The sequence below is a fragment of the Wukongibacter baidiensis genome, assembly GCF_050888315.1.
Classification (GTDB): Bacteria; Bacillota; Clostridia; order Peptostreptococcales; family Caminicellaceae; genus Wukongibacter; species Wukongibacter baidiensis.
This window is the reverse complement of record NZ_CP138202.1, coordinates 5554451-5581396: the sequence shown is the minus strand read 5'-3', so window position 1 is coordinate 5581396 and position 26946 is coordinate 5554451. Positions and strand designations below refer to the sequence as shown.

Annotated in this window: 26 protein-coding genes; 8 read left to right on the top strand and 18 right to left on the bottom strand. The window is 32.4% G+C overall.

Going from position 1 to position 26946, the window contains the following annotated elements:
* Positions 1 to 95: 95 nt before the first annotated feature.
* Complete coding sequence (locus tag R9X47_RS25205; RefSeq protein WP_432663877.1) at positions 96 to 3191, bottom strand: EAL domain-containing protein; 3096 nt, start codon at positions 3189 to 3191, stop codon at positions 96 to 98.
* 492 nt (positions 3192 to 3683) lie between these two features.
* On the opposite strand from R9X47_RS25205, the gene R9X47_RS25200 reads away from it, so the two are divergent.
* Positions 3684 to 5759 (top strand): LTA synthase family protein, encoded by a 2076-nt coding sequence (locus tag R9X47_RS25200; RefSeq protein WP_432663876.1) that lies wholly within the window; start codon positions 3684 to 3686, stop codon positions 5757 to 5759.
* Between the two features lie 93 nt (positions 5760 to 5852).
* Positions 5853 to 6110: a glutaredoxin 3 gene (gene grxC, locus R9X47_RS25195; protein WP_432663875.1), complete on the top strand. Its 258-nt coding sequence runs from the start codon at positions 5853 to 5855 to the stop codon at positions 6108 to 6110.
* Between the two features lie 156 nt (positions 6111 to 6266).
* Here grxC and R9X47_RS25190 read toward each other — a convergent pair whose 3' ends face one another.
* From R9X47_RS25190 to R9X47_RS25175, 4 genes are all read right to left on the bottom strand, one after another.
* Positions 6267 to 7199 carry a nitronate monooxygenase gene (locus R9X47_RS25190; protein ID WP_432663874.1) on the bottom strand — a complete coding sequence of 311 codons (933 nt, stop codon included), beginning with the start codon at positions 7197 to 7199 and terminating at the stop codon, positions 6267 to 6269.
* 170 nt (positions 7200 to 7369) lie between these two features.
* The gene (locus R9X47_RS25185) at positions 7370 to 8809 is read right to left on the bottom strand and encodes a S8 family serine peptidase (RefSeq protein WP_432663873.1); all 1440 of its coding nucleotides are present in this window, start codon (positions 8807 to 8809) and stop codon (positions 7370 to 7372) included.
* Positions 8810 to 8937: 128 nt separating this feature from the next.
* Positions 8938 to 9651 (bottom strand): metallophosphoesterase family protein, encoded by a 714-nt coding sequence (locus R9X47_RS25180; protein WP_432663872.1) that lies wholly within the window; start codon positions 9649 to 9651, stop codon positions 8938 to 8940.
* Between the two features lie 320 nt (positions 9652 to 9971).
* Positions 9972 to 10154, bottom strand: a complete 183-nt coding sequence (locus R9X47_RS25175; RefSeq protein ID WP_432663871.1) for a hypothetical protein — start codon at positions 10152 to 10154, stop codon at positions 9972 to 9974.
* A gap of 283 nt (positions 10155 to 10437) precedes the next feature.
* On the opposite strand from R9X47_RS25175, the gene R9X47_RS25170 reads away from it, so the two are divergent.
* Positions 10438 to 11436 carry an ABC transporter substrate-binding protein gene (locus R9X47_RS25170; RefSeq protein WP_432663870.1) on the top strand — a complete coding sequence of 333 codons (999 nt, stop codon included), beginning with the start codon at positions 10438 to 10440 and terminating at the stop codon, positions 11434 to 11436.
* Between the two features lie 361 nt (positions 11437 to 11797).
* The gene (locus R9X47_RS25165) at positions 11798 to 12040 is read left to right on the top strand and encodes an AbrB/MazE/SpoVT family DNA-binding domain-containing protein (RefSeq protein WP_432663869.1); all 243 of its coding nucleotides are present in this window, start codon (positions 11798 to 11800) and stop codon (positions 12038 to 12040) included.
* Positions 12041 to 12184: 144 nt separating this feature from the next.
* On the opposite strand, the gene R9X47_RS25160 is transcribed toward R9X47_RS25165, so the two are convergent.
* From R9X47_RS25160 to R9X47_RS25150, 3 genes are all read right to left on the bottom strand, one after another.
* Positions 12185 to 13432, bottom strand: coding sequence for a hypothetical protein (locus tag R9X47_RS25160; RefSeq protein ID WP_432663868.1), 1248 nt, complete (start codon positions 13430 to 13432; stop codon positions 12185 to 12187).
* 332 nt (positions 13433 to 13764) lie between these two features.
* Positions 13765 to 14268, bottom strand: coding sequence for a nitroreductase family protein (locus R9X47_RS25155; RefSeq protein WP_432663867.1), 504 nt, complete (start codon positions 14266 to 14268; stop codon positions 13765 to 13767).
* Positions 14269 to 14352: 84 nt separating this feature from the next.
* Positions 14353 to 14988: a flavodoxin family protein gene (locus R9X47_RS25150; protein WP_432663866.1), complete on the bottom strand. Its 636-nt coding sequence runs from the start codon at positions 14986 to 14988 to the stop codon at positions 14353 to 14355.
* A gap of 286 nt (positions 14989 to 15274) precedes the next feature.
* Here R9X47_RS25150 and R9X47_RS25145 point away from each other — a divergent pair, with 286 nt between their 5' ends.
* On the top strand, positions 15275 to 15607 hold the full coding sequence (locus R9X47_RS25145) for a winged helix-turn-helix transcriptional regulator (protein WP_432663865.1): 333 nt from the start codon (positions 15275 to 15277) through the stop codon (positions 15605 to 15607).
* Positions 15608 to 15946: 339 nt separating this feature from the next.
* On the top strand, positions 15947 to 16546 hold the full coding sequence (locus R9X47_RS25140; protein ID WP_432663864.1) for an N-acetylmuramoyl-L-alanine amidase: 600 nt from the start codon (positions 15947 to 15949) through the stop codon (positions 16544 to 16546).
* Positions 16547 to 16738: 192 nt separating this feature from the next.
* On the opposite strand, the gene R9X47_RS25135 is transcribed toward R9X47_RS25140, so the two are convergent.
* The 6 genes from R9X47_RS25135 to R9X47_RS25110 form a co-directional block, all read right to left on the bottom strand.
* Positions 16739 to 17230, bottom strand: a complete 492-nt coding sequence (locus R9X47_RS25135) for a hypothetical protein (protein WP_432663863.1) — start codon at positions 17228 to 17230, stop codon at positions 16739 to 16741.
* A 185-nt stretch (positions 17231 to 17415) separates the two neighbouring features.
* Positions 17416 to 17751, bottom strand: coding sequence for a nuclear transport factor 2 family protein (locus R9X47_RS25130; protein ID WP_432663862.1), 336 nt, complete (start codon positions 17749 to 17751; stop codon positions 17416 to 17418).
* A 24-nt stretch (positions 17752 to 17775) separates the two neighbouring features.
* Positions 17776 to 18510: a DUF975 family protein gene (locus tag R9X47_RS25125; RefSeq protein ID WP_432663861.1), complete on the bottom strand. Its 735-nt coding sequence runs from the start codon at positions 18508 to 18510 to the stop codon at positions 17776 to 17778.
* 151 nt (positions 18511 to 18661) lie between these two features.
* On the bottom strand, positions 18662 to 19300 hold the full coding sequence (locus tag R9X47_RS25120; protein ID WP_432663860.1) for an MBL fold metallo-hydrolase: 639 nt from the start codon (positions 19298 to 19300) through the stop codon (positions 18662 to 18664).
* A 50-nt stretch (positions 19301 to 19350) separates the two neighbouring features.
* Complete coding sequence (locus R9X47_RS25115) at positions 19351 to 19653, bottom strand: hypothetical protein (protein WP_432663859.1); 303 nt, start codon at positions 19651 to 19653, stop codon at positions 19351 to 19353.
* Between the two features lie 262 nt (positions 19654 to 19915).
* On the bottom strand, positions 19916 to 20374 hold the full coding sequence (locus R9X47_RS25110) for a D-Ala-D-Ala carboxypeptidase family metallohydrolase (RefSeq protein ID WP_432663858.1): 459 nt from the start codon (positions 20372 to 20374) through the stop codon (positions 19916 to 19918).
* A gap of 146 nt (positions 20375 to 20520) precedes the next feature.
* On the opposite strand from R9X47_RS25110, the gene R9X47_RS25105 reads away from it, so the two are divergent.
* A complete protein-coding gene (locus tag R9X47_RS25105) occupies positions 20521 to 20982 on the top strand; it encodes a GyrI-like domain-containing protein (RefSeq protein ID WP_432663857.1) in 462 nt (153 codons plus the stop codon).
* Positions 20983 to 21055: 73 nt separating this feature from the next.
* Here R9X47_RS25105 and R9X47_RS25100 read toward each other — a convergent pair whose 3' ends face one another.
* The 4 genes from R9X47_RS25100 to R9X47_RS25085 form a co-directional block, all read right to left on the bottom strand.
* On the bottom strand, positions 21056 to 22159 hold the full coding sequence (locus R9X47_RS25100; protein WP_432663856.1) for a GerAB/ArcD/ProY family transporter: 1104 nt from the start codon (positions 22157 to 22159) through the stop codon (positions 21056 to 21058).
* Positions 22160 to 22387: 228 nt separating this feature from the next.
* Positions 22388 to 23974 carry a M56 family metallopeptidase gene (locus R9X47_RS25095; protein WP_432663855.1) on the bottom strand — a complete coding sequence of 529 codons (1587 nt, stop codon included), beginning with the start codon at positions 23972 to 23974 and terminating at the stop codon, positions 22388 to 22390.
* 14 nt (positions 23975 to 23988) lie between these two features.
* Complete coding sequence (locus R9X47_RS25090; protein WP_432667694.1) at positions 23989 to 24354, bottom strand: BlaI/MecI/CopY family transcriptional regulator; 366 nt, start codon at positions 24352 to 24354, stop codon at positions 23989 to 23991.
* Between the two features lie 236 nt (positions 24355 to 24590).
* Positions 24591 to 25766 (bottom strand): NAD(P)-dependent malic enzyme, encoded by a 1176-nt coding sequence (locus tag R9X47_RS25085; protein ID WP_432663854.1) that lies wholly within the window; start codon positions 25764 to 25766, stop codon positions 24591 to 24593.
* 176 nt (positions 25767 to 25942) lie between these two features.
* Here R9X47_RS25085 and R9X47_RS25080 point away from each other — a divergent pair, with 176 nt between their 5' ends.
* On the top strand, positions 25943 to 26839 hold the full coding sequence (locus tag R9X47_RS25080; protein WP_432663853.1) for a LysR family transcriptional regulator: 897 nt from the start codon (positions 25943 to 25945) through the stop codon (positions 26837 to 26839).
* Positions 26840 to 26946: the final 107 nt, after the last annotated feature.

Sequence of the window (26946 nt, the reverse complement as noted above, 5' to 3'; positions counted from 1 at the left end):
ATTTGAAATTCATTCTGAAACACCCCAGAGTTGCGCTCATAAGATTCCTTTAAGAGCCAGCCTATTAATTGGTAATCTGACTATAAAGTAAGCTCCTATGAAAAATCACAAGATTTACTGTTGATAAGTTTTTCAATTTCCTCAGCAGGATAAGGCTTGCTAATGTAGTACCCTTGTATTTTATCACATCTCTTTTCTCCAAGAATTTCCAATTGTTCCTTTACTTCTACTCCCTCTGCAACAACTTCTAGCTGCATCTTATGGGCAAGTAGAATAATTCCTTCAACTATTGATTCTTCATTGGCACTCATGCAAATTCCATCTATAAATGACTTATCAATTTTTACCGAATCAATTGGTAAACTCTTTAAGTAATTTAGAGAAGAATAGCCTGTCCCAAAATCATCAATAGCAATCTTTACTCCCATATTTTGTAATCCACTTAATGTTTCGATATTCCAGTCGATATATTTCATAAGCACACTTTCTGTAATTTCAAGTTCAAGGAACTGTGGCTCTAAATTACACTCCTCTAATATTTCTTTGATACTGCACAAAAAGTTTCTTTGTTGCAGTTGTACCGCCGAAACATTTACAGCAATAGAATTGTATGAGTAACCTCTATCCTTCCATTCCTTATTTTGCTTACATGCCGTTCTCAATACCCATTCTCCAATAGGAATTATGAGGCCAGTTTCTTCGGCTATAGGGATAAACTCATTAGGTGGAACAAATCCCCACTCAGGATGGTTCCATCTAATAAGCGCTTCAAAACTACCTATTTTGCCTGTTTTAAGCTCTAATAAAGGCTGATAATAAAGCTCGAATTCATTGTTCTTCAAGGCATTTCTTAGAGCATTGCTAATTTCTGTTTTTCTTAATATCTCAAAGGACATAAGCCTTTGAAAGAATTGGAACTTGTTCTTCCCAGATCCTTTAGCTTTATACATTGCAGTATCTGCATTTTTTAGTATCTCATTTACATCTATTCCATCCTCAGGAAAAACTGCAATTCCAATACTGGCTGTAGTATATATTTGATGTTCTCCAATTATCCAAGGTTTATTAAATATATTTAGGATTTTATTTGCAAGATCAGTGGCGTCATTAGAAGAGCTTATTTCTGACTGCAAAATTAGAAATTCGTCTCCACCAAACCTTGTTACAACTCCTTGTTCTTCAACACATGATTGTAATTCATTTCCTACTTTAATAATTAAATTATCTCCAAATTCATGACCAAGTGTATCATTAATATTCTTAAAATTATCTAGATCAATAAAGAACACTGCACCCTTCCCTAAGTTCTCCTTAGATGCCATTAGTGCATAATTCAGTTTTTCCTCAAATAAAACTCTATTAGGCAGATTGGTCAAAGGATCATAATAGGCCATACTATAAATTTTTTCTTCCCATCTTTTACGATCATTTATATTTTTTATTGTTCCAGCCATACGAACTGGGCTACCATTTTTATCCCATACAGCTATTCCATTGTCAAATGCCCATATGTATGTACCACCACTTTTTCTTATGCGGTACTCAATCCTAAAGTCCTCAATCTCTCTATTTAGGTATCTATCAAGTTCATCCAGTACTCTTTCTCTATCTTCAGGATGTATACGATTCTTCCAGGACTCATAAAAGTTAGAGACATTCTCATCATCACCATAATCCATCATACGTTTCCAACTTTTTGAATGATAAATGTCATTATTCTTTATATCCCAATCATATATACCATCTAAAGAGGCAGAGATTACTAGTTCGTATCTTTGTTCACTTTTTCTAAGTAACTCACCGTTTATCTGCAGCTCATCAAATTGTGCTCTCAATTCTTCCTCTGTAGCGGTAAGCTGTTGATATACAGCAGAAAGTTCTTCATAACTGTCCTGTAAATCCTGCTCCATTATTTTATGCTCAGTTATATCCTTGGCTATCTCAGAAAATCCAATTATCTCTTCATTTCTATCTCTTATAGGAGATATTGTTGTAGATACATGAATCTCCTCTTTATCCTTGCGAATTCGCTCTGTTTCAAAGTAGTTAACCGTTTTACCACATCTTACACTATCTAAAGTTTCAACGGTCTCAGCCAGCTTGTTTTCAGGAATAAGCTGCGACACATTTTTTCCTTTGATTTCTTTTTCCTTATAACCGTAAATTTTTTCTGCACCGGCATTCCAAGTGATAATATTTCCATCTAAATCCAATCCTAAAATAGCGTCACTTGATGATTCAATTATTGCAGCTAATTTTGATAAATCTTCTTCTATAATTTTTCTATTTTCAATCTCTTCTCTTAAGTTCCTCTGCAGTATTGTTAGATCATTTATATTTCTATCTTTCAATACAATCTTATGTTCCATATAGAACAAGGTAACGAATATTGTTCCTCCTAATAAACTAAAGAGTACAACATGTAGCATTATTTTCGCTCTATAATTAGAACGCAATCCAACATCTATTGTCCAGTAATTGTCTTCAATTTTCACCTTATCTTCATATATATATCCTCTTTGCTCATTACCAATTTTATAAAACGCTTTACCAGAGGAATCATATATTGATATATCATATTTTTCTCGTAGCTCTTCACTTATTGTGTGGCTTAAAAATTTGTTTAGGTCTATAATAGCAACGAAGAAACCATCAAATTCATTATTACGAAAAATAGGATATCTCATAACTACTCCTAGTGTCTTATACTCTAGAAATTTTAGTTCGTAGGGGTTATTTATAGTAACTTTTCTATTTTGAATAGCTTCATCAACTGCATTCTTTGTTTCGGGCCTATTTTTTAATGATTTACCTAATGTCCCTTCATTTCCCTTCAAAGGATATACCATATCTGTTACAGTTTCTTTATTCTTGTGCTGCAAATATAATATATCAGGAAATTTTTGTATATAATATTGGGCTAGGCGGTTAAACTTATCTTCACTAATACTATTATCTAAATAAAAGTTATAACCAAGGGCCATTAATACTTCAGAATTGCCTTCTATGTTTTGTTCCAATTCGTTTGTTAAATCCTTTCCAATAGAGTTAATCTCTTTTTCAACCTCTAGTATTTGGCTTTTATAAAACAATATTTGAAGACAAACAAAGACTATTGCTACTACTATAATTTGCAACAAAATATTTTTATGTTTTCTATTAAAACCCTTCTTAAAGATTTTGTTTAACATTATATGTAATCACCACCTGAAGACCTTTTATGCATTTAATTAGACAAGCCTATTTTATAATTTCGACAATTATTTTTATCTTCCTTCATTTTATACTATTTTAAGACATTTTTTTGTAAATAAGCCAAAAAGTAATTATAGTTCGAAGTATGTTTAATGATCATATTAACGATTTATACCCATTTACTATTATTTATTAACACTTTTATCCCGGTATCATCTTCCCATCATTTCAAATACTCCATGCCAACATTATAAATATATTAGAAAAATATCTTTATAGAAATTATTTACTTCGATAACAAAGAGGCTAATTTCAAGAACTTCACTTAAAAATCATATCCATTACGAAGAAAAGTGAAATTTCTTAAGGTCCTCTAGCATATACTTTATATAACTATTGTGCCGAGAAGCAATGTCACCGTGAAACATTGCATTTAGGTACAAGTTGTATTCTTAAAAAAACAGTGAAGGCGAAACGGGTGATAATTTATGTTAAAACAAAAAAAACATAGGAATCTTCTACCAGATAATAGACTCAGGTATGTTTTAATTTTACTATTTTCATTATTTCTTTCTACAATACCTGAATACATTTTTAGAGGCAGCCTAGTTAATACTATCACTTGGTTATTCTCTAATCCAATTCCTTTTCTTTCAGGTTTTCTTATAGTTTCATCCATTGTCTTTATATTAACCTCAATATTCAACAATTATCGTGTGGGCCTCTCACTCACTAGTACTTTTGTAATACTTTTTTCAGTTATAAATCGTGTAAAATTTGATTTCAGAGGGCTTCCTCTTATTCCTGATGATTTCTATTTAAATGATGAAATATTTACGATTCTAGAGGTTGTACTAACTCCTAAGTTCATCAAGCTAATAAGTTTATCCATAATTAGCATAGCATTTATAATATTACTTATTATGAACCTACCTAAATTCAAATTTGGAACTAAGGATAGATTGATATCCTTTATGATCTCTGCAACCCTTCTATTTAGTTTTGTAAATATAGACATTTTCAAAAACGATTCTTTAGCTATAGAGAATATTAACACCAGCACCAATAGTTTTATTCATTATTTTGTATCAAATATTAATAATAAATCAATCGGTCTATCTTTGGAATATATAATGAGTGACATTAAAACCTTGAAAAGCGATGAAATAGATCATTCTAGAAGTAATAATATACAACCAAATATAGTTGTCATTATGAGTGAGGCTTTTTGGGATCCAAGTGTAATGAAGGAAGTAAAGTTTAGCAGTCCCCCCACTCCAAATATTAATAAGTTAAAACCCACAAGTATATATGGCTATTTAGAGTCACCAACCTTTGGTGGTGGTACTGCAAATACAGAGTTCGAATTACTTACAGGCAATTCTATTCATTTTTTCAACTCCGGATATATGGTTTATCCGAATGAAATAAAGGAACCTATAATTGCTCTGCCTAGTATTTTAAAAAATCAAGGATATACTTGTAAAGCTATTCACCCCTTTAAAAACTGGTATTGGAATCGTAGGGAAGTCTATAAACACATGGGATTTGACGAGTACATAAGCGAAGAATATCTTGTCGATCCAATATATAAGGGATTTTTCATTTCTGATGAATATGTCACAGATCTAATTATAAAAGAATTAGAAGCTTCAAATGATCCTACTTTTATCTTTGCGGTGACAATGCAAAATCATGGTCCCTACGATGATAATAGGTATAATGGCCATACGAAAGATATAGATATCTCCGCCAAGGTTAGTTCAGAATCACTCCAGATATTACAAACATATACCCAAGGGGTATATGATGCTGACAAAGCCCTCGGAAAATTAATTGATTATTGCAACGGACTTTCTAAACCAACAATAGTATTGTTCTTTGGTGATCATTTACCGGTTCTTGGGAAAAACTATAAAGTTTATAGGGAAACTGACTTCATTCAAAAGGATAGCGTTAATCATGATAACACAATTAAATTGACCTCTGTTCCCTTTGTATTATGGTCAAATTACAAAACAAAATCCCATGACCTAGGCCTTCTAAATACATCATTTATGGGTCCGTATTTATTAGAATATGCAGGGTTAAAAATGCCTAACTACTTTAAGTTCCTCCAGAGTTTTTCAAAACAAGTTCCTGTGATTAGCAGACCCTATGCCATTGATAAAGAAGAAAACATAATCGAATCAGATGACGAGAAATATATCGCCTATAATAATGATTACCTTTTAGTCCAGCAAAACATTCTATATGAGGATAAGGTTTTTGAAGATAATTATAGCAAATGGATAGTTAAAGAGAATCCAAAATACAACTCAGGCTTAAATAAAATATCTATTAACGACGTAACAATTCAAAACAATAGTATTATCATTAGAGGTAATAATTTTTATCCAAAATCCCTGTTATTAATCGATGGCAAGCACTATAGATATCAATATATAAATCATAATGAAATTCATCTAAGAAAAAGAATCTTAAAATCAGGTTCTAAGCTTGAAATTAAATTATTTGATTCTAAAAACAACCTATTGGCCAAGTCAAATACTTATATATACTAGATACTCTAAAATTAGTATATTACTAAAATTATGTTTTTAACTTCTAAATAATTGGGTAGAATTATAAGGAGTAGAAAAATAAGGAGGTATCTCATGAAGAAGGAAGTTGTTATATATACCTTTGACACCTGCCCATACTGCATTAGAGCTAAAAGGTTATTGAATAATAAAGGTGTCAATTTCAAAGAGATAGATATTACAAATAGAAGAGAAGTATTAAGCGAATTAAAAGAAAAGACCGACTGTTCTACAGTTCCTCAAGTTTTCGTAAATGATAAGTTTATTGGAGGCTGTGATGATATTGTAGGCTTGCATAAAAGAGGAGAATTTGATGATATTTTCTTAAAATAAGATGTGAATAAAAGGAATCCTGTCTCTATCAACGAGTAGGATTCCTTTCTATAGAGAGTTCCAAGTAAATCTTAATTTATACAAATCAATATATCCGATGTTTCTGGGGAGTTTTGATTTGTATAAATTATAGTTTTGACTGGAATCTCTATATTTCTAAAATTTTGTTTTGTTCAACGTCAATTCTGCTTCTTTTATTAATTCTTCAACTATAGCTTTAGCTGGCTCTATCTCATCTAAAAGATTTAAGCTCTGTCCTACCTGTACTAATCCATTTTCTATATCCCCATCAATAGAAGCCAGTTTACTAGTTCCAGTAGCAAGCTTATCAAGACTTTCCTGTGGTGCTCCTTGTATTTCAAGCTCTAGGTATTTATTAGTAAAAGTATTTCTAATTCCTCTAACACCGTGACCTCTACTATAACCTGTAACAATAGAGTCCGTATCCTGAGCTTCAATTATCCTCTGCTTTGCCTTAGGATGCATTATGCATTCATCAGCTAATAAAAATTTCGAACCCATTTGAACTCCTTGTGCTCCCATTATAAGCGCTGCTGCAATACCTCTTCCATCAACGATTCCACCAGCAACTATTACAGGAATAGAGATCTCGGGTATAACATTTGTCATTAAAGCCATAGTTGTTAATTTCCCAATGTGTCCGCCCGCTTCCATGCCTTCAATGATTACAGCATCGGCACCAGCTTTTTCTACCCTTTTTGCAAGTTTTGTATTTGGCACTACTGGAATCACTTTTATGCCAGCATCGTGAAGCTTCTCAAAATACGGTAATGGGTTTCCAGCACCTAGGGTTACAAAATCAACTTTTTCTTCACATATTACATCTACTATTTCATCTTTGTTCTGGGCCATCATCACAACGTTTACTCCAAAAGGCTTATCGGTTAATTCTTTTGTCCTTTGTATCTCTTTCCTTACCCATTCTGCACTTCTACCTCCGCTGGCTATGATTCCTGCTGCTCCAGCATTTGAAACTGCACTCACTAGATTTGATTCTGAAACCCAAACCATAGCCCCTTGAATAATTGGATATTTAATATTTAGTAATTCAGTTAATCTTGTATTCAAATTAATCAACCTCCCTATATAATTACTATTAGCTAATTTCATATTAGCATACATAATTATAGATTAAAAATATTATTCTTTTATAATATAATAGTTTTAATCTATAATATTAAGAAATATAGCCAATAAAGAAAGACCAGATTTTCTGGTCTACCTTTCTATTACAATATCTACTTGTTGTACTTTTGATGGTATCTATATAGCATTGTCCAAAACTGTTCTCTAGTAACTAAGCCTTTTGGATTCGTTCCATCTGAAATTCCTTCATTCATAACCCAATTTTGTGCTTCTTTAGCCCATTCTGATATCTCTGAATTTGGATCTACTGGCAATTTTCCAGCTTTTAAATCTTTCAATGTTAACCCCCCTGTCCATTGAAAATGGGGATAATCTTTAAAGCTCCTCCAATTCCCTCCCCATTCTAGTCCTAAAGCAACTCCAATTGCTCCAACTTTTTTAAACAAATCATATCTATCCCATAATGCCTTTCCTTTTTCAACTGGAACAATATCAAATGCCAATCCATAGTTATGGATTGAGTCTCCAGGTTTTGCATTAGTAACAATTTGCCCCGGTGTAGTTCTCCCCTGATTGTATAGCTCTTGCTGTCTTTCTTTGGTCCTAAATGTTTCGGTAACTATTATTTCTACTCCATTTTCTTTACTCTTTCTTATTAATTCTCCTGCCAACGCCCCTACATAGGAATGTAGCCTATCTAAATCTTTAATGACTTTACTCACCTCTTCGTCACCTTCTTTTATCATATATTTATTCACATCTATCTCCTTTGGCAGTGGTAAAATAAATAGTCCATATCCATGATATTCATCGTATCCAATCTCACCTAAATCCAGACAATGATCTTGAACAAATATATATATTTCATCTTGATATAGAGTTCTTCCTGCTTTTTCCTTAAAAAATTGTTGAACCAAGGCGAGCATTGCCGCAAACATTGGAGAACTGAAGCTTGTGCCTTGAACAGGGAATACCCTTTCCTTTTCCTTTGCATTATGAATGAATAAATTCGAGAATGAACTAAAGTCCAAGGCTTTACCAGTACTTGAGTAAGTAGGTCTTTCAATCTTATAGTTTTTGCTTTTTAAGTGTACTGCTGCTACACTTATCCATACATTGCTTTTAGCAAAACCTTTAGTACCCTTTTCACCATCATTTCCACCACTAGTTACAAATACAGTTCCATATTCTTGTACTTTAAATATTTCTCTGTTCAATTTTTTGTTATCTACTCCACCTAAACTTGCATTAATAATGTGAATACCCTCTTTTATTGCAAATTTAAGTGTCTCGTTAATTAGACTACCTGAGGTATCTGTTCCACTTGCATTTATACCGGAAGGCAGCATATAAAGCTCAGAGTCAGGCGCTACTTGATGAATCACATCAAGGACCTTTTGTCCATGACTGTTCATTTTGGCATTCTCTCCTATATTAAATGGATCCCTAAGCATACCATCAAAGATCCATAGGTCAGATATACATGATTCAATTTCCGCTATTTTTATACCTTTTCCTGTGTAGCCTAATTCATGCCATTTAGTGATATTACATATCTCGAATTCTTTAAGATTCTCTTTTATATATCTCATGTCCAGCTACCTCCTCAATTCATTGTATGAATTCAGCTTGCAATTTGGACACCTTTAACATATTATATTACATAAAAAATGGGCTGTCTCATAAAGGTTTTTTATGAGACACCCTCTTTCTCAAACTTTTACTTAACACCTTTTCTTATTTTTTCCGCCATTTCATTTGGTAAATCACTATCCTCTATTGCTTTTGCTACTGCTTCATAATCATACTCTAACTTTACCATTTCAGTCTCAATATTATTGTCAGTAATATCAATTATCATATATGTTATATCTGGACTACCATCTTTTGGTCTCCCCACAGTCCCTGAGTTTATCATATGTATTCCATTAACTATTTCATGATAGGCTTTATGAGTATGTCCACAAGCCATAACATCTACATCAATAATTTCTCCTATTTCATCTAGCTCAGTTGAACCTTCATATAAGTACTCATTATTTCTTCTCGGACTCCCGTGAACTAATAACACTTTCCTTCCTTCCACTTCAACCTCAATTTTTTCAGGTAAGCTTTCTAGCCACTTTATATTTTCTTTGCTAATGTTATCTTGAGTCCAAATCAATATTTGCTCTTTAATAGACAAATTGCCTATTTCATCATTTGCTAAACTTGATCTGTTAGAATCCTTAGTCACTTTCTCATCATAATTTCCTTGAACAGTCGGTATCCCTTTCTCCTTCATCACATCAATAACTTCATTTGGAAAAGGCCCGTAGCCTACTAAGTCTCCTAAACAATACATACTGTCAATGTTTCTATTTTCTATATCCAATAGAACTTCCCTTAAGGCTATTAAATTGCCATGAATATCTGATATTAACGCTATTTTCATCTCATACCTCTTTCCTTTTATTGATTAAATGCCTTATTTTCATAATAATATCATCAAATATAATTTTACTAAATATTAAAGGAGATTCATATATGAATATTAATTTCCAAAACAAAATATTTGATACATGAATTGTCTTTTGCTTAATAGAATAAAGCGTTGAATGACATTAGTAGATAGATTTTGACAAGTAGGTTTAGAATTATTTCACATTTATAATAGCCCCATAAATGAAAAACAGAAAATCTTTTAGAGATTTTCCGACGAATAATTTTTTATAGTATTTTCAGTAAAATTAGTATTATCTCTGACTAGAATACCTACTTTTTGGAATCTATTTTAGTGTCAATATATTTCTCCATATATCTTTTAGCACTTTCTTTGTCATTTCCAAATTGAAAATAATTAGTTCCATTAATACGAATTATAGCTTTATATTTATTTTCTTTATGCTCGTGTCGTTGAATATAGTACCGCATCCCTCTATACGTAAACTCTTCCATAACCCACCAACCCTCTAATATATTATTTTCATTCTTCTTCATGATATTACTATATATAGTTAATCGTGATAGTATTTCAAGAGAAAGAGATATGCTTTATTTTATACTTCTATCGATTTTACAATTGATTTCAGAAGAAATTACATGGAGGTAATACTAGCAAATTATAATATTAAGAATAAGTTCTTTTCATTAAATCTCTATTTTGTAACCATACAACATACTCCGAATATAATGATAGTATAGGCAAAATTCTATTATTAGAGATTGTGGAGGGATTTTAATGAAAAAGTTTAAGGCTATTTCATTGTTACTGTCTATAGTTCTGGTGGTATCTATAGCTTTAGCAGGATGTGGCGAAAAGGAATTGACAAAGGTTACTGTGGCAGAGGTAACCCACTCAGTGTTCTATGCTCCTCAATATGTTGCTTTAACAGAGGGCTTCTTTGAGGAAGAAGGCCTTGATGTGGAGTTCATGAACACTAAGGGTGCAGACAAAACTATGACTGCATTATTGTCTGATCAAGCAGATATAGGTTTTATGGGCCCAGAAGCCTCCGTATACGTTTATAACCAAGGTAAGGAAGACTATGCAATAAACTTTGCCCAGCTTACGCAAAGAGACGGATCATTTTTAATGGGTAGAGAAAAAATTGATAACTTTGACTTCAATACCCTTAAAGGAAAAACTATTATCGGTGGTAGAAAAGGCGGTATGCCTGAAATGACTTTGGAGTACGTTCTTAGAAAGCATGGCTTAGAACCAGGAAAAGACGTTACAGTTCGGACTGATATTCAGTTTTCTGTAATGGCTGGAGCCTTTAAGGGAGGCGAAGGAGACTTCGTTACTCTCTTCGAACCTACAGCAACAATGATGGAAAAAGAAGGCGCTGGTTATATTGTAGCTTCTATAGGTAAGGAAGGCGGATACATTCCTTATACTTGCTACTCAGCTAAGAAAAGCTATATCGAAAAGAAGCCAGAGATAATCCAGGCATTTACAAATGGAGTTTATAAAGGCATGAAATGGGTCGAAAGTCATAGTGCTGAAGAGATCGCAAAATCTCTACAACCTCATTTTCCTGATGCCGACTTAGAAGTTTTAGTTTCTCTAGTTGAGAGATACAAGGCTCAGGATACTTGGAAGCCTGACTTGATTTTGACCGAAGATGGACTTAATCATATGATGGATATTATAGATCAGGCAATAGGACTTGAAAAAAGAGCACCTTACGCAGAAATAGTTACTACTGAATTTGCGGAAAAAGCTATGAAAAAATAGATAATTTGAATTCAAACTCCTCCTTGACCAAATACTACAAGGAGGAGTTTTATTGAGGCCATTTTTCAAAAAAATCTGACCAAAACGAAAGGATTTAATATCTTTGAGTTCTTATTTTACCTTGAGAAATGAAGAATTTCATATTACATTAAATCCCTTATAACCTTCATATTGTCTTCTTATTTAAAAGCCATCTCTCAATATTACAAAAAAATTCATTTATTTTAATTTCTTCGCCTTATTTTACTATGTTTCGACATCCCTCTTGATTTATAATAGTGTATAAAATAATCAATATGTATGAATTATTTTTTAAAATTGCAATATAAACTCTATTATATAATTAAAGGAGGTCTTTTTAATGAAGTCAACTGGATACATTAACAAACTAGATAAAGTTGGACGTATTGAACTCCCCAAGTCATTGAGACAGGAATTATCTATCGGATATCAAGTACCTTTAGAAATATTTGCTGATTCTACTTCTATTGTCCTTATGGAGTATAGAGAGTATTGTTCAATCTGCGATAATGCACACGACTTAAAGAGCTTTAAGGAAAAACATATTTGCCAAGATTGCATAAATGAAATTATAAGCCTTTAGAATATAAAAGTGGGATGTTTCAGAAATTTATCATTATGATTCATCCCATTTTTGGTTCTTTACAGAAGAGGACTCTAACCATAACGTAAGGCTTCGATACCACTGAGTTTTTTAATATTTCCAACGATATCTGTGTTGTTCTCTCTATTCTTCTCCCCATCCAATAATTATCTCCTTTGTTGCTGACATTATCTCTATTGGACCCCCAATTAGTTTTAGAGTCATTTCATAGTCTCCTGTTTCTTCAGGTACACTTATATTTTTAATATCTTTTAATTTATCAAAGTTTTGTCTTTCAATTTTATCTCCCTTTTTAAACTCTATAATTCCTTCAACCACTTCATTAAGTGGTTCATTAATATTGATTAGAATATTTCCATAACCATCACGAAATCTAAATATTGGCTTAATTTTTCTATTTAACTCAATGCCCGGTTGGAATTTAGTCTCTTCACCCTCAATCTTAGCTTGTAAATCCAAATTAAAGTTTAGCTTTGTATCGCTCTCTACCTCTAAATATTTACCTAATGTATAATTCCAGCCTTGATTTCTTATATGTATATAAATATCTTGCTTACCCTTCGAAACACACAATCCATCAAACTCTGCTATTTTTTTTACCGAAGAACTACTTAAACTTGTTAGCTTTGAAAACTCACCTTCTTTATGGGAAGAGCTGAGCAAAACCAGCTTTGCATCATCATACTCACCATAGTCAATTTCTATCTTCAGTTTGGCTACATCATTTCTATTGAATTCAATTAGACTATAATCATTTTCAATAACAACATTTTCCTTATAAAAAATATATACATTCTCATTATCATGTGCGTTGACTTGAATGTCATATCTCCCATAGGGTAAATCTATATTATTGTTGAAGGCACCCGTATAGACACTTTTTAAATTCTTTTCACCAGTATCATGATGTACTAAGATATCATCCACTTTATAATTGTCTTTCGCAAATGGTATGGATACCTGTAGTTTACCGTACTTGTTTTTATTATAATTGATCGTAATACTTTTTCCCATATCTTCTTTAGTCACTTTTGTAGTATACAGACGCTCCCTAAAATTGATATATACATAATATTCATTAGCCCTATTCCAATTAAGATTCTTTAAAGAAATAATTGTCCTTTTTTTAGATTCACTTCCTTCATATTTTATATCTCGGTATTTAATGTGCCTGTCATTTCTTTTGTAGTAAACACTTACAAAATCTATATCACCATCGGGTTTACTCAATACCTCCTCAACAATTAGTTTTATCTCTTCATCATTTGATGTATATGTCTCTATTTCCTTATCTGCACTGCAAGCCACCAATAAAAATAGAGAAACAAATAGACATAAACCTAACAAAACTTCTATCCTTTTTCTTCTCATCACAAACGCCCCCATTAGCTCTTCCTCTTTAAACAGTTCAATATTAAAGCTAGTTTCTTAGCTTTATTAACTTTAGACAAATTTTGTATAGTTCCTTTGACTATTTTTGTCGATTTTATAATTTTTTATAGATAAACAACATTAACATTCAAAATAAATTTTAAAGAAAATAATGAACGCTTCTACATTTTTTCTTTGAAATTTATTAAACCTTGAAGTTGTTTATATTTAGTTAAAATAAAAAAAACCTTAAGCAATAGCTTTTGCTATGCCAAGGGATTTTTTATTAAACATCAAATATAGAAAATGTATACTTCTTTCTTTCATAATATTTAGTACTTTTCGTAGTGTACTCTCTCTTCATCAAATCGGTCAATCATCTTATTTTCCTGCCCCTTTGGATAACCAATTGGAACGACACAATATGGCATGATATTCTCAGAAAGATTAAATAATCTATTTACATAATCCATTCGCTCCTCTAGAGGTGCCACACCTAACCAAACTGCTCCCAAATCTAATTCCACCGCTTGCAAAAGTAAGTTCTGAGTAGCTGCACCCATATCTTGCTCCCAGTTTTCGGGATATTTCATATAATCCTTATTCCCTAACAAAACAATTGCCAAAGGCGCCTCAGCGACCATTCCAGCATAAGGACTCATCATCGATAGATTTTTTAACATTTCTTTATTCTGTACAACTATAAATTCCCAAGGCTGCTGATTTCCTGCAGATGGTGCCTGCATTGCTGCCTTTAAAAGCAGCTCTATCTTTTCCTTTTCTACAGTTCTACTTTCATATTTTCTTATACTTCTTCTTTTAAAAATTGCATCCATTATTAGTTCCCTCCAATATAGTATTTTATTGATATACAAAGATATGCTTTTATTACCATGCATCTATGGCAATCCTATCAAATATTAACGAATAAAGTTTGTGAATACTTTTTCTTCCGCTTCTGCTACCTCAGCTTTACCCTTTCCATTTTCAGCTAATTTCATAAGCCACGCCATATTTTTACCAAGTACTTTCATAATCTGTACCCCTTCTTCATCTTGCAATGCCTCTCCAGGATTAGTTCCATGAATAACGTTCCAATAATTTGAAGTTGGCATTATCATCTCTGAATAATTGATATACTGGTTTAGTTGATTAAATGTTGGTATTCCACCGGAACGTCTTACAGCAACAACAGATGCTCCAACCTTGTGCCTTAACATTCTATCATTAACACCCGCAACTAGAAATGCTCTATCTAAGAAGGATTTCATAGTTCCGGCAACACCTGAATAATATACGGGAGATCCTATAACTATGCCATCGGCTTCTTTCATTTTTTGAATCCAATCATTAACCTCATCATCTTGAATTGCACATCTTTCGTCTTTATTTGCTGAACATTGATAACATGCGACGCATCCCCTAATTCTTTTATTACCAACATGCACTATTTCAGTTTTTATACCTTCCTTCTCCAGTTCATTCATGACCATCTTTATAGCATAGTAAGTATTTCCTTCTTTCCTAGGGCTTCCATTAAAAGCTACTACCTTCATATATCCTCCTCCTAATTATTAAATTTAACACCTACCTTGTTAAATATATTCTGCATCTTATATATTAGTTCTAATCTTTTAATTAAAATTATATTTAATATTAGGATCTATAGCAAGTATGCACTTTTTAGTAAGATAACTTACTTTTAGGTAAGATTTTTGAAAATTATAGGTTTAAACCTGGATTAAGGAATATTATTATATATAGATATTCTTTGTCTATTTGATGATTATTTATCAAACTGATATAATTACAACATATATTATCAAGTAAGCAGGTGTGTAAATGTTAGAGTATAATAATAAAAAATATGTATGTCATTTAGATCTTGGAATGGACATGATACGCGGCAAATGGAAGTCTGTCATCATCTGCCACCTCAACGGAGGCCCCAAAAGATTTCTTGAACTACAGCGAATGACCTGTGGCATAAGTCAAAAAGTATTGAATGAAAAGCTAAAGCAATTAGAGGATGATGGCCTAGTATTTAAAACCACCTATCCCGAAGTTCCTCCAAGGGTAGAGTTTGAGCTTACTGAAATGGGTAAAGAAATTTTTCCGGCTTTAGATATACTGGAAAAATGGTCAGTTAAGTATTTTACAAAGTTAGATAAATAGTTGTTTTTATTCATAACCAAATAAGTCGATTAGGGTTTAATCTTACACCTTAGTCGACTTATTTTCTATTATTTAGAGATCTATCCCCATATTTACATAGGCATCCATATCTTCTTTAGATTCACAAAATATCTCGTTAGCTTAATAATTTTACTTAAAATATCTAATGTAATCGAGAAAACTTTAAAAAATTTCAAATTGGGGGTTTACATTTCTATCACTAAATTCGTCTTTTATATATGAGAGATGCTTAACCGGTTAAACTTTCTCAGTAAAAGTAAAAAAGATATTGGAGATATTAAAAACCATATTTTATAAAATTAAAAGGAGATTGATATTATGAATATAAGAGATGCAATTGTCTGTATAGACCCAGGTCATGGAGGTTCAGACCCTGGAGCTACTTATAACGGCTTAGAAGAAAAAGAATTAGCTTTAAAAATAAGTAAGTATGCTGAAGAAAGATTAAAGAGTTTTGGGGCAAGCGTAAAATTAACTCGTACTTCTGATACTTATCTATCTTTAAGTAAAAGAACTCAAATATCCAACGATTTTCATTCCGATGTTTTTGTGAGCGTTCATATAAACGCAACTCCAAGTGGAACCGGAATCGAAACTTGGGTACACGACAATGCTTCACATTATGCTGTTGACCTTGCTAATAATGTTCAAAATGAACTTATCTACAAAACACGTGTGTACAACAGAAAGGTAAAGAAGTGTCCAAGTCAAAGAATTATCAATGGTAAACCTACAAATATTTATGTTGTTGATCCTAGTAATATTAATGCATGGGCTATACTGACTGAAAATCTGTTCATTGACAATGAAAATGATCATGCAAAGTTACAGGATGAAGAGTTTCTTAAAAAGTTAGGATATGCCATTGCAGGCGGAGTTTACGACTTCATAAACAACTTACCTTTTGAAAAAGTCTAGAAAAAGGCTTTATAAGTTCTGGTATTACATCAAAGGAATAGATTCATGACGATGATGGAATTTTTCATATAATAACAACAAGAACCACCTTTAGATTAATGGTCATACACCAACGCTATCAATAAAGGTGGTTCTTTTTGTATCTATAACTAATAATGAAATTTTTCTTAAATATAGCAAATATGGTTACTTTTATTGTTGTGCTATTCCAACTAGTTTCCATTCCCCATTTTCTAAACGATATTCGAACTCTTCTTCTTGAATAGGAAAAGCAATTCCATTTTCTATTTTCATTATTGAGTATCCAATGTAAAATAAATTCGACTCGTCTTCCCAATTCCAATATGTTTGCAGTCTATTTTCACTAATAGCTGATGAAAACAAGTACTCATATTGCTTAGAAGAGATTTTATCATCTGCACAAGCAGTCTCTTTAGATAAATATTTTTCTAAGACCTCAATGTCTTTATTTTTCATAGCATGTATAATCTCAAAACTCTTTTTATTTAATAACTGTCTTATCTCAAGCTCCTTACGATATTTTTCATTTATAGCATTTAATTCTTTCTTTAATGCCTCATTTTCTTGTTCGAATGCATTAATTTTAGCAGTTTCACTAGAACAACCACTTAATACACTTAACATTAAAGCTCCAACACATAATAATGATAAAAATTTTTTCATACTTGTAACCATCCCCTTCCCTTTGCTTAACACATAAAGCATAATGGATAATAAGCTTAAAAAAGTTATTTAGCATTCATGCTTATAGAGGTCACAGTTAATATGCTTAACTGATTAAATTCTCTCATAGGTATACCGCCAGCATATCCGACAATGCTGGCGGTATCATTCATAGTAAAAAATCTTTATTCAAATACAAACCACACTCTACTAATCAGATCCCTTTCAATCTCGTATATAGCTACAGCCTTAACAATTTCATTTTCCTTCAATCCCGTTACAAATTCATGATCAATTACCTTATTTCCTATTACAATTCTATTTTCTACATCGGCATGTACCTTATATATATCAAATCTTTCAGTGTACTTCTTCTTTAGTTCATCATGCCCCTTTAACATAATTGAATTATCTTCTAAGTTAATTATCTCTATCTCAGAACTATAAGTTGACACGAAGCCCTCAATATCATGAGAATTATAATATTCTAATTGTTTTTGTACTAAATCTTCTGGTTTCATTTCTTTCCCCCATTTTCAACATATCTATTCAACTCGGTCTATCATGAGTTCTTCATATGAACATATTCCATTATCAAGAGCTTCCTGTCTTAATACTAGGTAAAGTTGTGCCTTTGTGGAATTATCATACGGTAAAACAAAGAGTGTTCCTATTACTAGTGCCAACACACCTAATATGTACCAGCCAAGGAAAGATAAATCTAGTATAAACATATCAAGTTTTTGCCCTCTAGTCATTTCATTACTTAATTCTACTGCTCTTTTATGTCCAATATGGGGATTATCTGTTAAGATATAGGGCACCATTCTATATGCATATGATTTCACAATACCTGGGATAATAAGTAACAAGGTCCAAAGAAATACTAGCACTCCTTTATAAAGCATAGCTTTTATAATGTTCATATACCTTCCATTTTTAAATGCATATCCAACATTATCCATATTTTCATCGTCCTGTGCAGCCCTAACAAAGTAGCGTCTGCCGCCAACTTCCAAGTGGTAACCTAAAAATACTCGAAAAGCTATACCTCCTAGAGCCATAATAATTATAATAACAGAGGCTATGGCTAGAATTTCACCTCCAAATTCTGATGATTCCCCGAATCTTGCAAAGTCTGAACGACCAAAATTAAAATTAAATGATCTATTACCTTCACCACTAAAAAATGCAATAAGAAGACTCACTAAAAATGCCTTCCAATAGGATTTCTTTAATACTTCCTTTGCTCTGGTCTTAAGTTCACTTCTGGTCCACATGTAAATTCCTCCTAAATCAAAATTGACAAATATTATTATACTTTCATACATTTAATCCCAATAAATGTAATTCTTCCTAAAGTTCAATTTTCCTTTAATAAATCATCGCAAGTTTCGACAAGACCCTTATAAAAAATATCTGCCTTTTCTCTTATTTACCAATTATGAATAAAAACTCTCTATTTTTTCTTCCTATATATTCCATAGTCTCAGATTCCCCATGTCCAGGATAGATTTTAATTTTATCTTCCCACTTACTCACCTTATTTATAAGTGTACTTTTCATTTTGCTCTCATTTCCACCTTCTAAATCCCATCGCCCAACTCCATCTGCAAAAATCGTATCTCCTGTAAATATAATATCTTCATTTTTAACCTTAAGACAGATACTGCCCGGTGTGTGTCCTGGAGTATGTATGACTCTTAAGCCTACATTACCTACTTTGATTACAGATTTATCTAATAACACTTTATCAGCAATAATAGAGATCGGCTTTTTAAGACCTTTCTTAGAAAGATTTATCTTAGGATCCTTAAGTCCCTTTGCATCATTTTTATGAATAGCTACACTACATCTATATAGTTCTTTCAATTCCTCTACTGCACGTATATGATCATAGTGACAATGGGTTAACAAGATTTCCCTAGGCATCAATCTATTCTTATCTATAAAACTAATAATTTTTTTAGAATTATGTCCTGGATCAATAATTATTGCCTCAAGTGTATCCTCATCATATACAACATAACAATTGGTATCTATATCTACGACTAATCTCTCAAACTTCATGCTATCCTCCATTTTTTCAATAAGGTTAAATTTTAAAACGTATATCTATATTATCCTTTCCTCTTTATAAATTTATATATACCTACTGGGATAGCTATCACTCCTAATAATGCTAAAATTGAAGCACCGCTGTACAGGAGCTTCAGAAGGTTATGTAAATTACGATTTTGCATTACTTTAGGGAGCATAGCTAAAATAAGTATTGATATTACTCCTATGAGCATCAGTCCTACAATTGACTCTATAGGTCTGAAGCCCTTATTAGTTAATCTTTGACGCCTATCAGAATCTCGCTCTTTTCTGACTTGTGAGTGTTCATATGCTCGTAAAATAAATTTATTTCTCCACATCATAATTCTCTCCTTTATAATCAGGGTCAGTAATCTTTTAAAAAATAACAGTTAAGAATTAAGATCCCTCATACATTGTAACTCCTATCATAATATGGAAATATATATTTAGTATTATATCATATTTGGATAATATTAGTTTTAATATGCTATGGGATTAGAAATATTAGTGACAATCCTAGTATCTGCTTATGTTTATATCACCTAAAGGAAAAAGCCTTTAGATGAAGTTGCTCTTACTTCACTAAGGCTTTGGATTTACTTCCTATTTCTTACTCCTATTATCCCAGAAAGCATAGCTTCCATTGCTGTAATTTCCCTTTTCCCTACTATCAATGTGAAAAAAAGTATCATAGAAGCCTACTCCTCCCCCTAAACCATCCTCATCACATAGTTGAATCCATTTATTTTTAACATTATTCAGAAACTCTTCCTGTCTAGCCTTTGTAAAGCTGTAGAATTCACTTGGTAAGGCAATATCACTTGCAATCCCTTTTATATGCATACTATTTTTACTTCCACCAATTTTTGTATTATACTCCTCCGTTCTATAGCCTGAAATAACTGACATTACTCTCTTATACCATTCTCTAAATCTTTGAAGTCTTTGTATATGATCTATGACCTCTGCATTTAGCAAGAGCTCACCATCAGCTTTACATTTAAATTCAATCAAATTGAAGTTTTTTGTTATTTGTCCGTCATATACTTTAACATTTAGCATATTCTCTCCTCCTCAAATTATAATATGAGAAGAAACAGAAAGTTGATAAGCGACATAAATCTATTTCTATTTTTTCAGAATATACGACATATTGCTGTCATATTACCTATGCTATAATTTCATATACAAACTTTAGGAGGGGTATAATGGAATATAAAATAGTAGAGATTAAAGAAAAAAAAATGGTAGGATTACTTAAAAAAACTACAAATGAGAATATGCAGGCTGCTAAAGACATTGGTCTACTTTGGGAAAAATTTATGGCCAAAGGCATTTATAGCGGTATTGAAAACAAGGTAGACAGAAAAACGATCGGTCTATATACTGATTACGAAGGAGACTATACTAAGCCTTATAACTTCATGACTTGTTGCGAAGTTGATAACATTACTGCTTCACATTTACATTTGACTTCAAAGATTATAAGTGAAGGAAAATATGCGAAATTCACTGTTCGCGGGCACATTCAACAAGCTGTAATTGATGCTTGGAAATCGATATGGTGTCTTGACCTAGACAGAAGATATGATTGTGATTTCGAGGTATACCATAATAATACAGATGATATAAATAACCAAATTATTGATATATATATTTCTATTAAATAGGCTCAGTAAATTTATTAGATACATAAATTATTAGGATGGTCTTTTTAAAGATAGTCCATCCTTTCTAGAACTCTTATATTTGATTAAGTTTATCTATTCGTTGACTTCTCACTTTTATTTCGGCTGTAATCCATAAAATAATTGGTATACCTAATTGAAATGGAATAACATAATAGTACCATACACCTGTTCCAAATATAAAGTATTCCATTATATTGTCAAATTCAAAATAAACAAGATTAACTATTAAAAGACCAATTGGCGTAACTATAAATCGATAATCAATAAATTTTAATATTTTACTGACTCCCTTGCAGGTTGCAATAAGGAAAATGCTAACTTTTATAAAGGCTCCCAACATAAATAGGGCTCCCACTATAATCTCTAATCGCTGGATAAAATCAGCAATCTCCAATCTTGAAACAGCTGCATATGTAGGATAGAATAATTCGCTTGATTCATTTATACCCAATATTAATATAGTAGGTAATACTAATAGCAATAATAATCCGCCTCCTATTAAAAATCCTACAGTAAAAACTTTAAATGCAGATTTTTTTTCACTAAAGCTCGGTATAAGCATTAAAAAAGCTATTGACTGAGTAAAAGGAAACATTACGGCTTCAAAAGCACCATGAATCACTGGGCTTAGTCCATTCTCAAGTATAGGAAGGATATTATTAATGTTCATTCTATTAATCAATAAAATCATAACTATAAGAGGAGCTATTGTGAATGGTAAAATAAAAAACTCTGACCATCTACCCATTACTTCAATTCCTGCCTTTACAATCCAAATGCATATAATAATAATTACTATGTCTACTATTACTCTTGGCGTTTTAAAATATGATACCTCAACAGTAAACTGTGTTGTATTTCTTAATATCTGCGCAGTAGATTCAAATAAAAATAAAACAATAACTATATTTATTATTTTTCCTAAAAACCTTCCAAAACAAATTTCTGAGATCTCCAGCCAGTCCTTATTTGGAAAGAGATAATGAAGTCTACCAAACACAAAAGCCATTACCATTGACAATAGTATTGCAATAATTATAGCAATCCATATATCTTTCTTGGCCGAAGTAGCGGTTAACATTATGGCATTAGTTCCTGCTATAAATATGATTACTAGTGATATTGCCTGTTTGTCGGAAATAACTTCTCTACTCATTTTCTCCCTCCATTACCATTAATATAACTCGTATTCCTATTATTCATACATTAATTAAATCTTATATAATCTTTATATAAATAGTATGGAGGCCTCAGAGTTTAAATCTATACTATTTAACTATTAATAAGTCTTGAAAAAAGAGCTGAATCATAAAAACATCTCATGATCTCAGCTCAGACACACTACAAAATGGATGACTTTCAAACAACTTAGAAATTTATCATCTTAATTTTCTCTCTTTGGCTCATTATATTTTTTATCAAGATATCCATCAAAGGGGTCTACATCCTTACCCTCTTTTCTTATTTCAAAATGAAGATGAGGTGCTGTAGACCATCCTGTACTTCCAACCTTTGCTATCTCATCTCCAGCCTTTACCTTCTTATCTTTCTCAGCTACTAACTCACTACAATGTGCATATAGTGAAACGACACCATTTCCATGATCAATGATTATAGACTTTCCATATCCACCTAGATCTTCTGAAAGCGTTACCGTACCATCGGCAGCTGCCACTATGGAATCACCTTTCTTTCCTGCTATATCAATTCCAGTATGCTTTTTTTCAACATTTAAGGTAGGATGTTTTTTCATTCCATAGGAACTTGTTATTGTAGTTGAAGCTGATAAAGGCCATATCATTATTTTGCTGGTTTCATCAGTCAAAATTCCTTCCGCTTTATTAGCTTCGCCCTTGATATCCTCAACTTGAGAAACATCTACCTTTATCGCATTTTCTAGAATAGCGCTTTCTTTGGCATTTGTAAGAAATACAAACCCCATTAATATCAAGATGGTAATAGATAGTATTGACAGTTTATATCTATTTTTTCTAAATAAAGTGATCATTTTTATCCTCCTTTTTAGTTGCTGCTTTGTTCCCAACATCCCTGTTACCCCTATATTCTTTAGAGGTTTAGTCGTATTTTGTAACAAACGTATTATCGTTTGTCCATATTTTTTAAAATCCTCTAAATCAATATATGAAAGTGCAAGGGCATCGCATGATACTTCGCAGTCTTCACGCATTTGACCCAATCCATACCATATAATAGGGTTGAACCAGTAGATTGCCTTTAATATAGTCATTATCCAAAATACAGCTATGTCTTTTCTTTTAAAATGAGAAAGTTCATGTAAAATGATATATTCTAGTTCCTTTTCATCCACCTGGCTATGTATATCAATAGGCAGCAGTATACAAGGTCGAATCAATCCGTATAGGGCCGGTGACTTAACTGCATTAGTATGTATTGTTTGTAAGTTGCTCTTTATTCCCATCTTCGACTTACACAGTTCTATTAATTGTCTTGTTCCATCGCTTACTTTCTGCTCTGAACTATTTACCTTCAACCTAAATCTCACGTTGGCTATTATTATAAACGTTAGTAAGGCAATAGCAACAACGATCCAAGTTAACATTAATTTAGCTTGAATGCTGTCTTCAAGTAGTATACTTAAATACTTTGAAAGCCCCGTTTCATTAGCTGAAAGTGCACCACTCTGAGCTAAGGGCTCCTCATAAAGCTTGAACCTAAACCAACTAACTATTTCATCTGTGCTATATTGCACGTTATTTTTTAATATCCCCCTATCTTTACTGACTATGTTAAATAAATTGAAAATGCTAATGGAACTCTGTGGCGCCACTGGAATTACTAATCTTGTTAAAAGCAAAAGCCAGATGTAATAATGCCATTTGGCACCTAGCTTCTCTCTAAACAATAGCTTTATTAGTAGAATACCTATTACCAGAAGGCTTCCCTTGATAGACGAATTTATTACCCAGTAAAATATCTCTCTATACTCCATCTTCTTACCCCATTCTAGTCCTTCTTCTCGTCAAGAATATTCTTAAGATCTTCGATATCTGCTTCCGACAAGTCCTGTATCTCTAAAAAATTTGCAATCATGGATTTCAATGCCCCTCCATAGACTCTTTTTAAAAATGATCTACTTTCAGCTTTGACACATTCATCCTCGGTTACTAAGGGATAATAATAGTAGGTTCTATTCCTTTTTTCAAAACCTATAGCTCCCTTTTTAACCAATCTGCTAAGTAGCGTTTTTACAGTTGTAGACTTCCAATTTGTATTCTTAACTAAATTCTCAAGGACTTCATTTGCTGTAGCTGGAGAGTTTGTCCAAAGAATCTTCATAACCTTCCACTCAGAATCAGATATTTGTGGCATATCTATCACTAGCTTTCACCTCCTACTCCCTTCGACTACAATTGTAGTTTATGTATATAGATTACAACTGTAGTCATCATTTGTCAATATGTTTTTTGAAAAATTATCCATCATCTCACCTAATAAAAACTCAGGGACTTTAAATCCATTCATTTTGTCCAGATTTTTCTTCAAAAAATGGCCTAAAAAACTCCCCCTGGTTATGCACCAAAGAGAGTTTTTATATAAGCATATGACTATTTCTTTTCAGCTACTCCTGTATCTAAAGCAGCCTTTTCAACTGCTTCAGCTACCCTTTGTACTATTCTTTCGTCAAAAGGATTAGGTATAACATAGTCCTCAGACAGTTCATCTTCACTAATTATTCCAGCAATCGCATAGGCCGCTGCCACCTTCATTTCTTCGTTAATAGCACTTGCCCTAACATCTAGAGCTCCTCTAAAAATCCCCGGAAAGGCTATAACATTGTTTATTTGATTTGGGAAGTCAGAACGTCCTGTACCAACTACCTTTGCCCCGGCTTCTTTAGCTAAATCAGGCATTATTTCTGGTATAGGATTAGCCATAGCGAAAACTATTGCATTTTCATTCATGGCACTTATCATCTCTTTACTAACAATATTTGGAGCAGAAACCCCTATAAATACATCTGCACCTGCCATTGCATCTATTAATGTTCCCTGCTTCTTACTTCTATTAGTCATCACAGCAAGTTCTTTTTTATGTCCGCTTATTCTTTCATCACCTTCACAGATAATACCTTCTCTGTCACATATAATTATATCCTTTGCACCTAAATTTATCAGCATCTTAACTATAGCTGTTCCTGCTGCTCCCGGTCCATTAACAACAATTGTAACCTCTTCAATCTTCTTATCAGTAATCTTCAAAGCATTAATTAATCCAGCCGATGTAACTATAGCTGTTCCATGTTGGTCATCATGGAATACTGGAATACTTAATTCTTTCTTTAGTCTTTCTTCTATTTCAAAGCATCTTGGAGATGCGATATCCTCTAAATTGATTCCACCAAATGTAGGCTCTAAATATTTTACCGTTTTTACTATCTCGTCTACATCTGTCGTCCTTAAACATATCGGGAAGGCATCTACATTTGCAAATTCCTTAAATAATATTGCCTTTCCTTCCATTACAGGTAATGATGCTTCCGGACCAATGTCACCTAGTCCTAACACCGCTGTCCCATCTGAAACTACTGCAACTAAGTTTCCCTTTGAAGTATATTTATAAACATCATTTACGTTATCATTTATTTTTCTACATGGCTCTGCAACCCCCGGTGTATATGCAATACTTAAATCTTCTTTATCCTTTACCTTAACCTTACTTATAACCTCAATTTTTCCTTGCTTTTCCTCATGTACTTCTAATGCCTTTAAATTAATATCCATATCTTCCACTCTCCCTTCTTATTTTGCTTCAACAGAACTTCACGATTGGAGCTTAACTCCTTCAACTTAATATTATCAAACAGATTCATAAATGAAAAATATAATATTGCTATGGTATAATAGTTTTAAACTATAATTCAACCCGGATTATTCATACAAAAATTAAGGAGGCTAAAATGGAATTAAGACAATTAGAATATTTTCAAAGGGTTTGCCGCTTCAATAATATTACAAGAGCCGCTGAAAGCCTTCATGTGGCTCAGCCTTCAATCACGAATGCGATACAAAAGTTAGAGGACGAACTGGGTGTTATTCTTTTGGATAGAAGCAAGAGACAAATAAAACCTACAACCGAGGGAGAAGTTTTCTTAGAAAGAATAAATAACATTTTGAGACTGGTTAAGGATACCACTACAGAAATGAGGGATTATGGTCTTCTTAAAAAAGGAAACCTAAAGATAGGAATTCCTCCTATGATTGGCACATATTTATTTCCTCATATATTTGTTAATTTTAAGAATCTATACCCTCAAATAAAACTCTCCATATACGAAAAAGGCTCACTTGAAACAAGGATGATGATAGAAAAGGGTGATCTTGATTTAGGTATAGTAATAATATCTGAGCCCTCTAAACAGTTAGAAACTATGGCTATATCCCAAAGTGAGATTTTAGTTTGTTTAAATAAGACTCACCACCTATGTGACAAAGAATCATTAGAGTTTAAAGACCTTAAGGATGAGCCCCTTATTATGCTTAAAGAAGGTTTCTACCATAGGCAGAAAATTATGGAGCATTTCAAAAAACATAAAATATCTCCTAATATAGTACTATCGTCAAATCAATTGCAGACTATTAAAAGTCTTGTTGTCCAAGGCGTTGGTATTTCTTTCTTGTTAAAAGAAATCGTTGAAAATGATAACCGAATAGTCAGTCTTCCACTAAAGAAATCAATGGATGTAACAATAGGACTTGCCTGGAAAAGGGATCGATACTTGTCAAATGCATCCAAGGGATTTATTAAATTTATTACGAGTTCCTTTGGACACCCTAGTATAGAAATTTCCAAGTAAATCTTGATTTATACATATCAAAATATCCGCTACTTCCAGTGATTTTCGATGTGTATAAATTAAAGTTTTGACTGGAATCTCTATAATGACTTATAGAGCCTTTAATA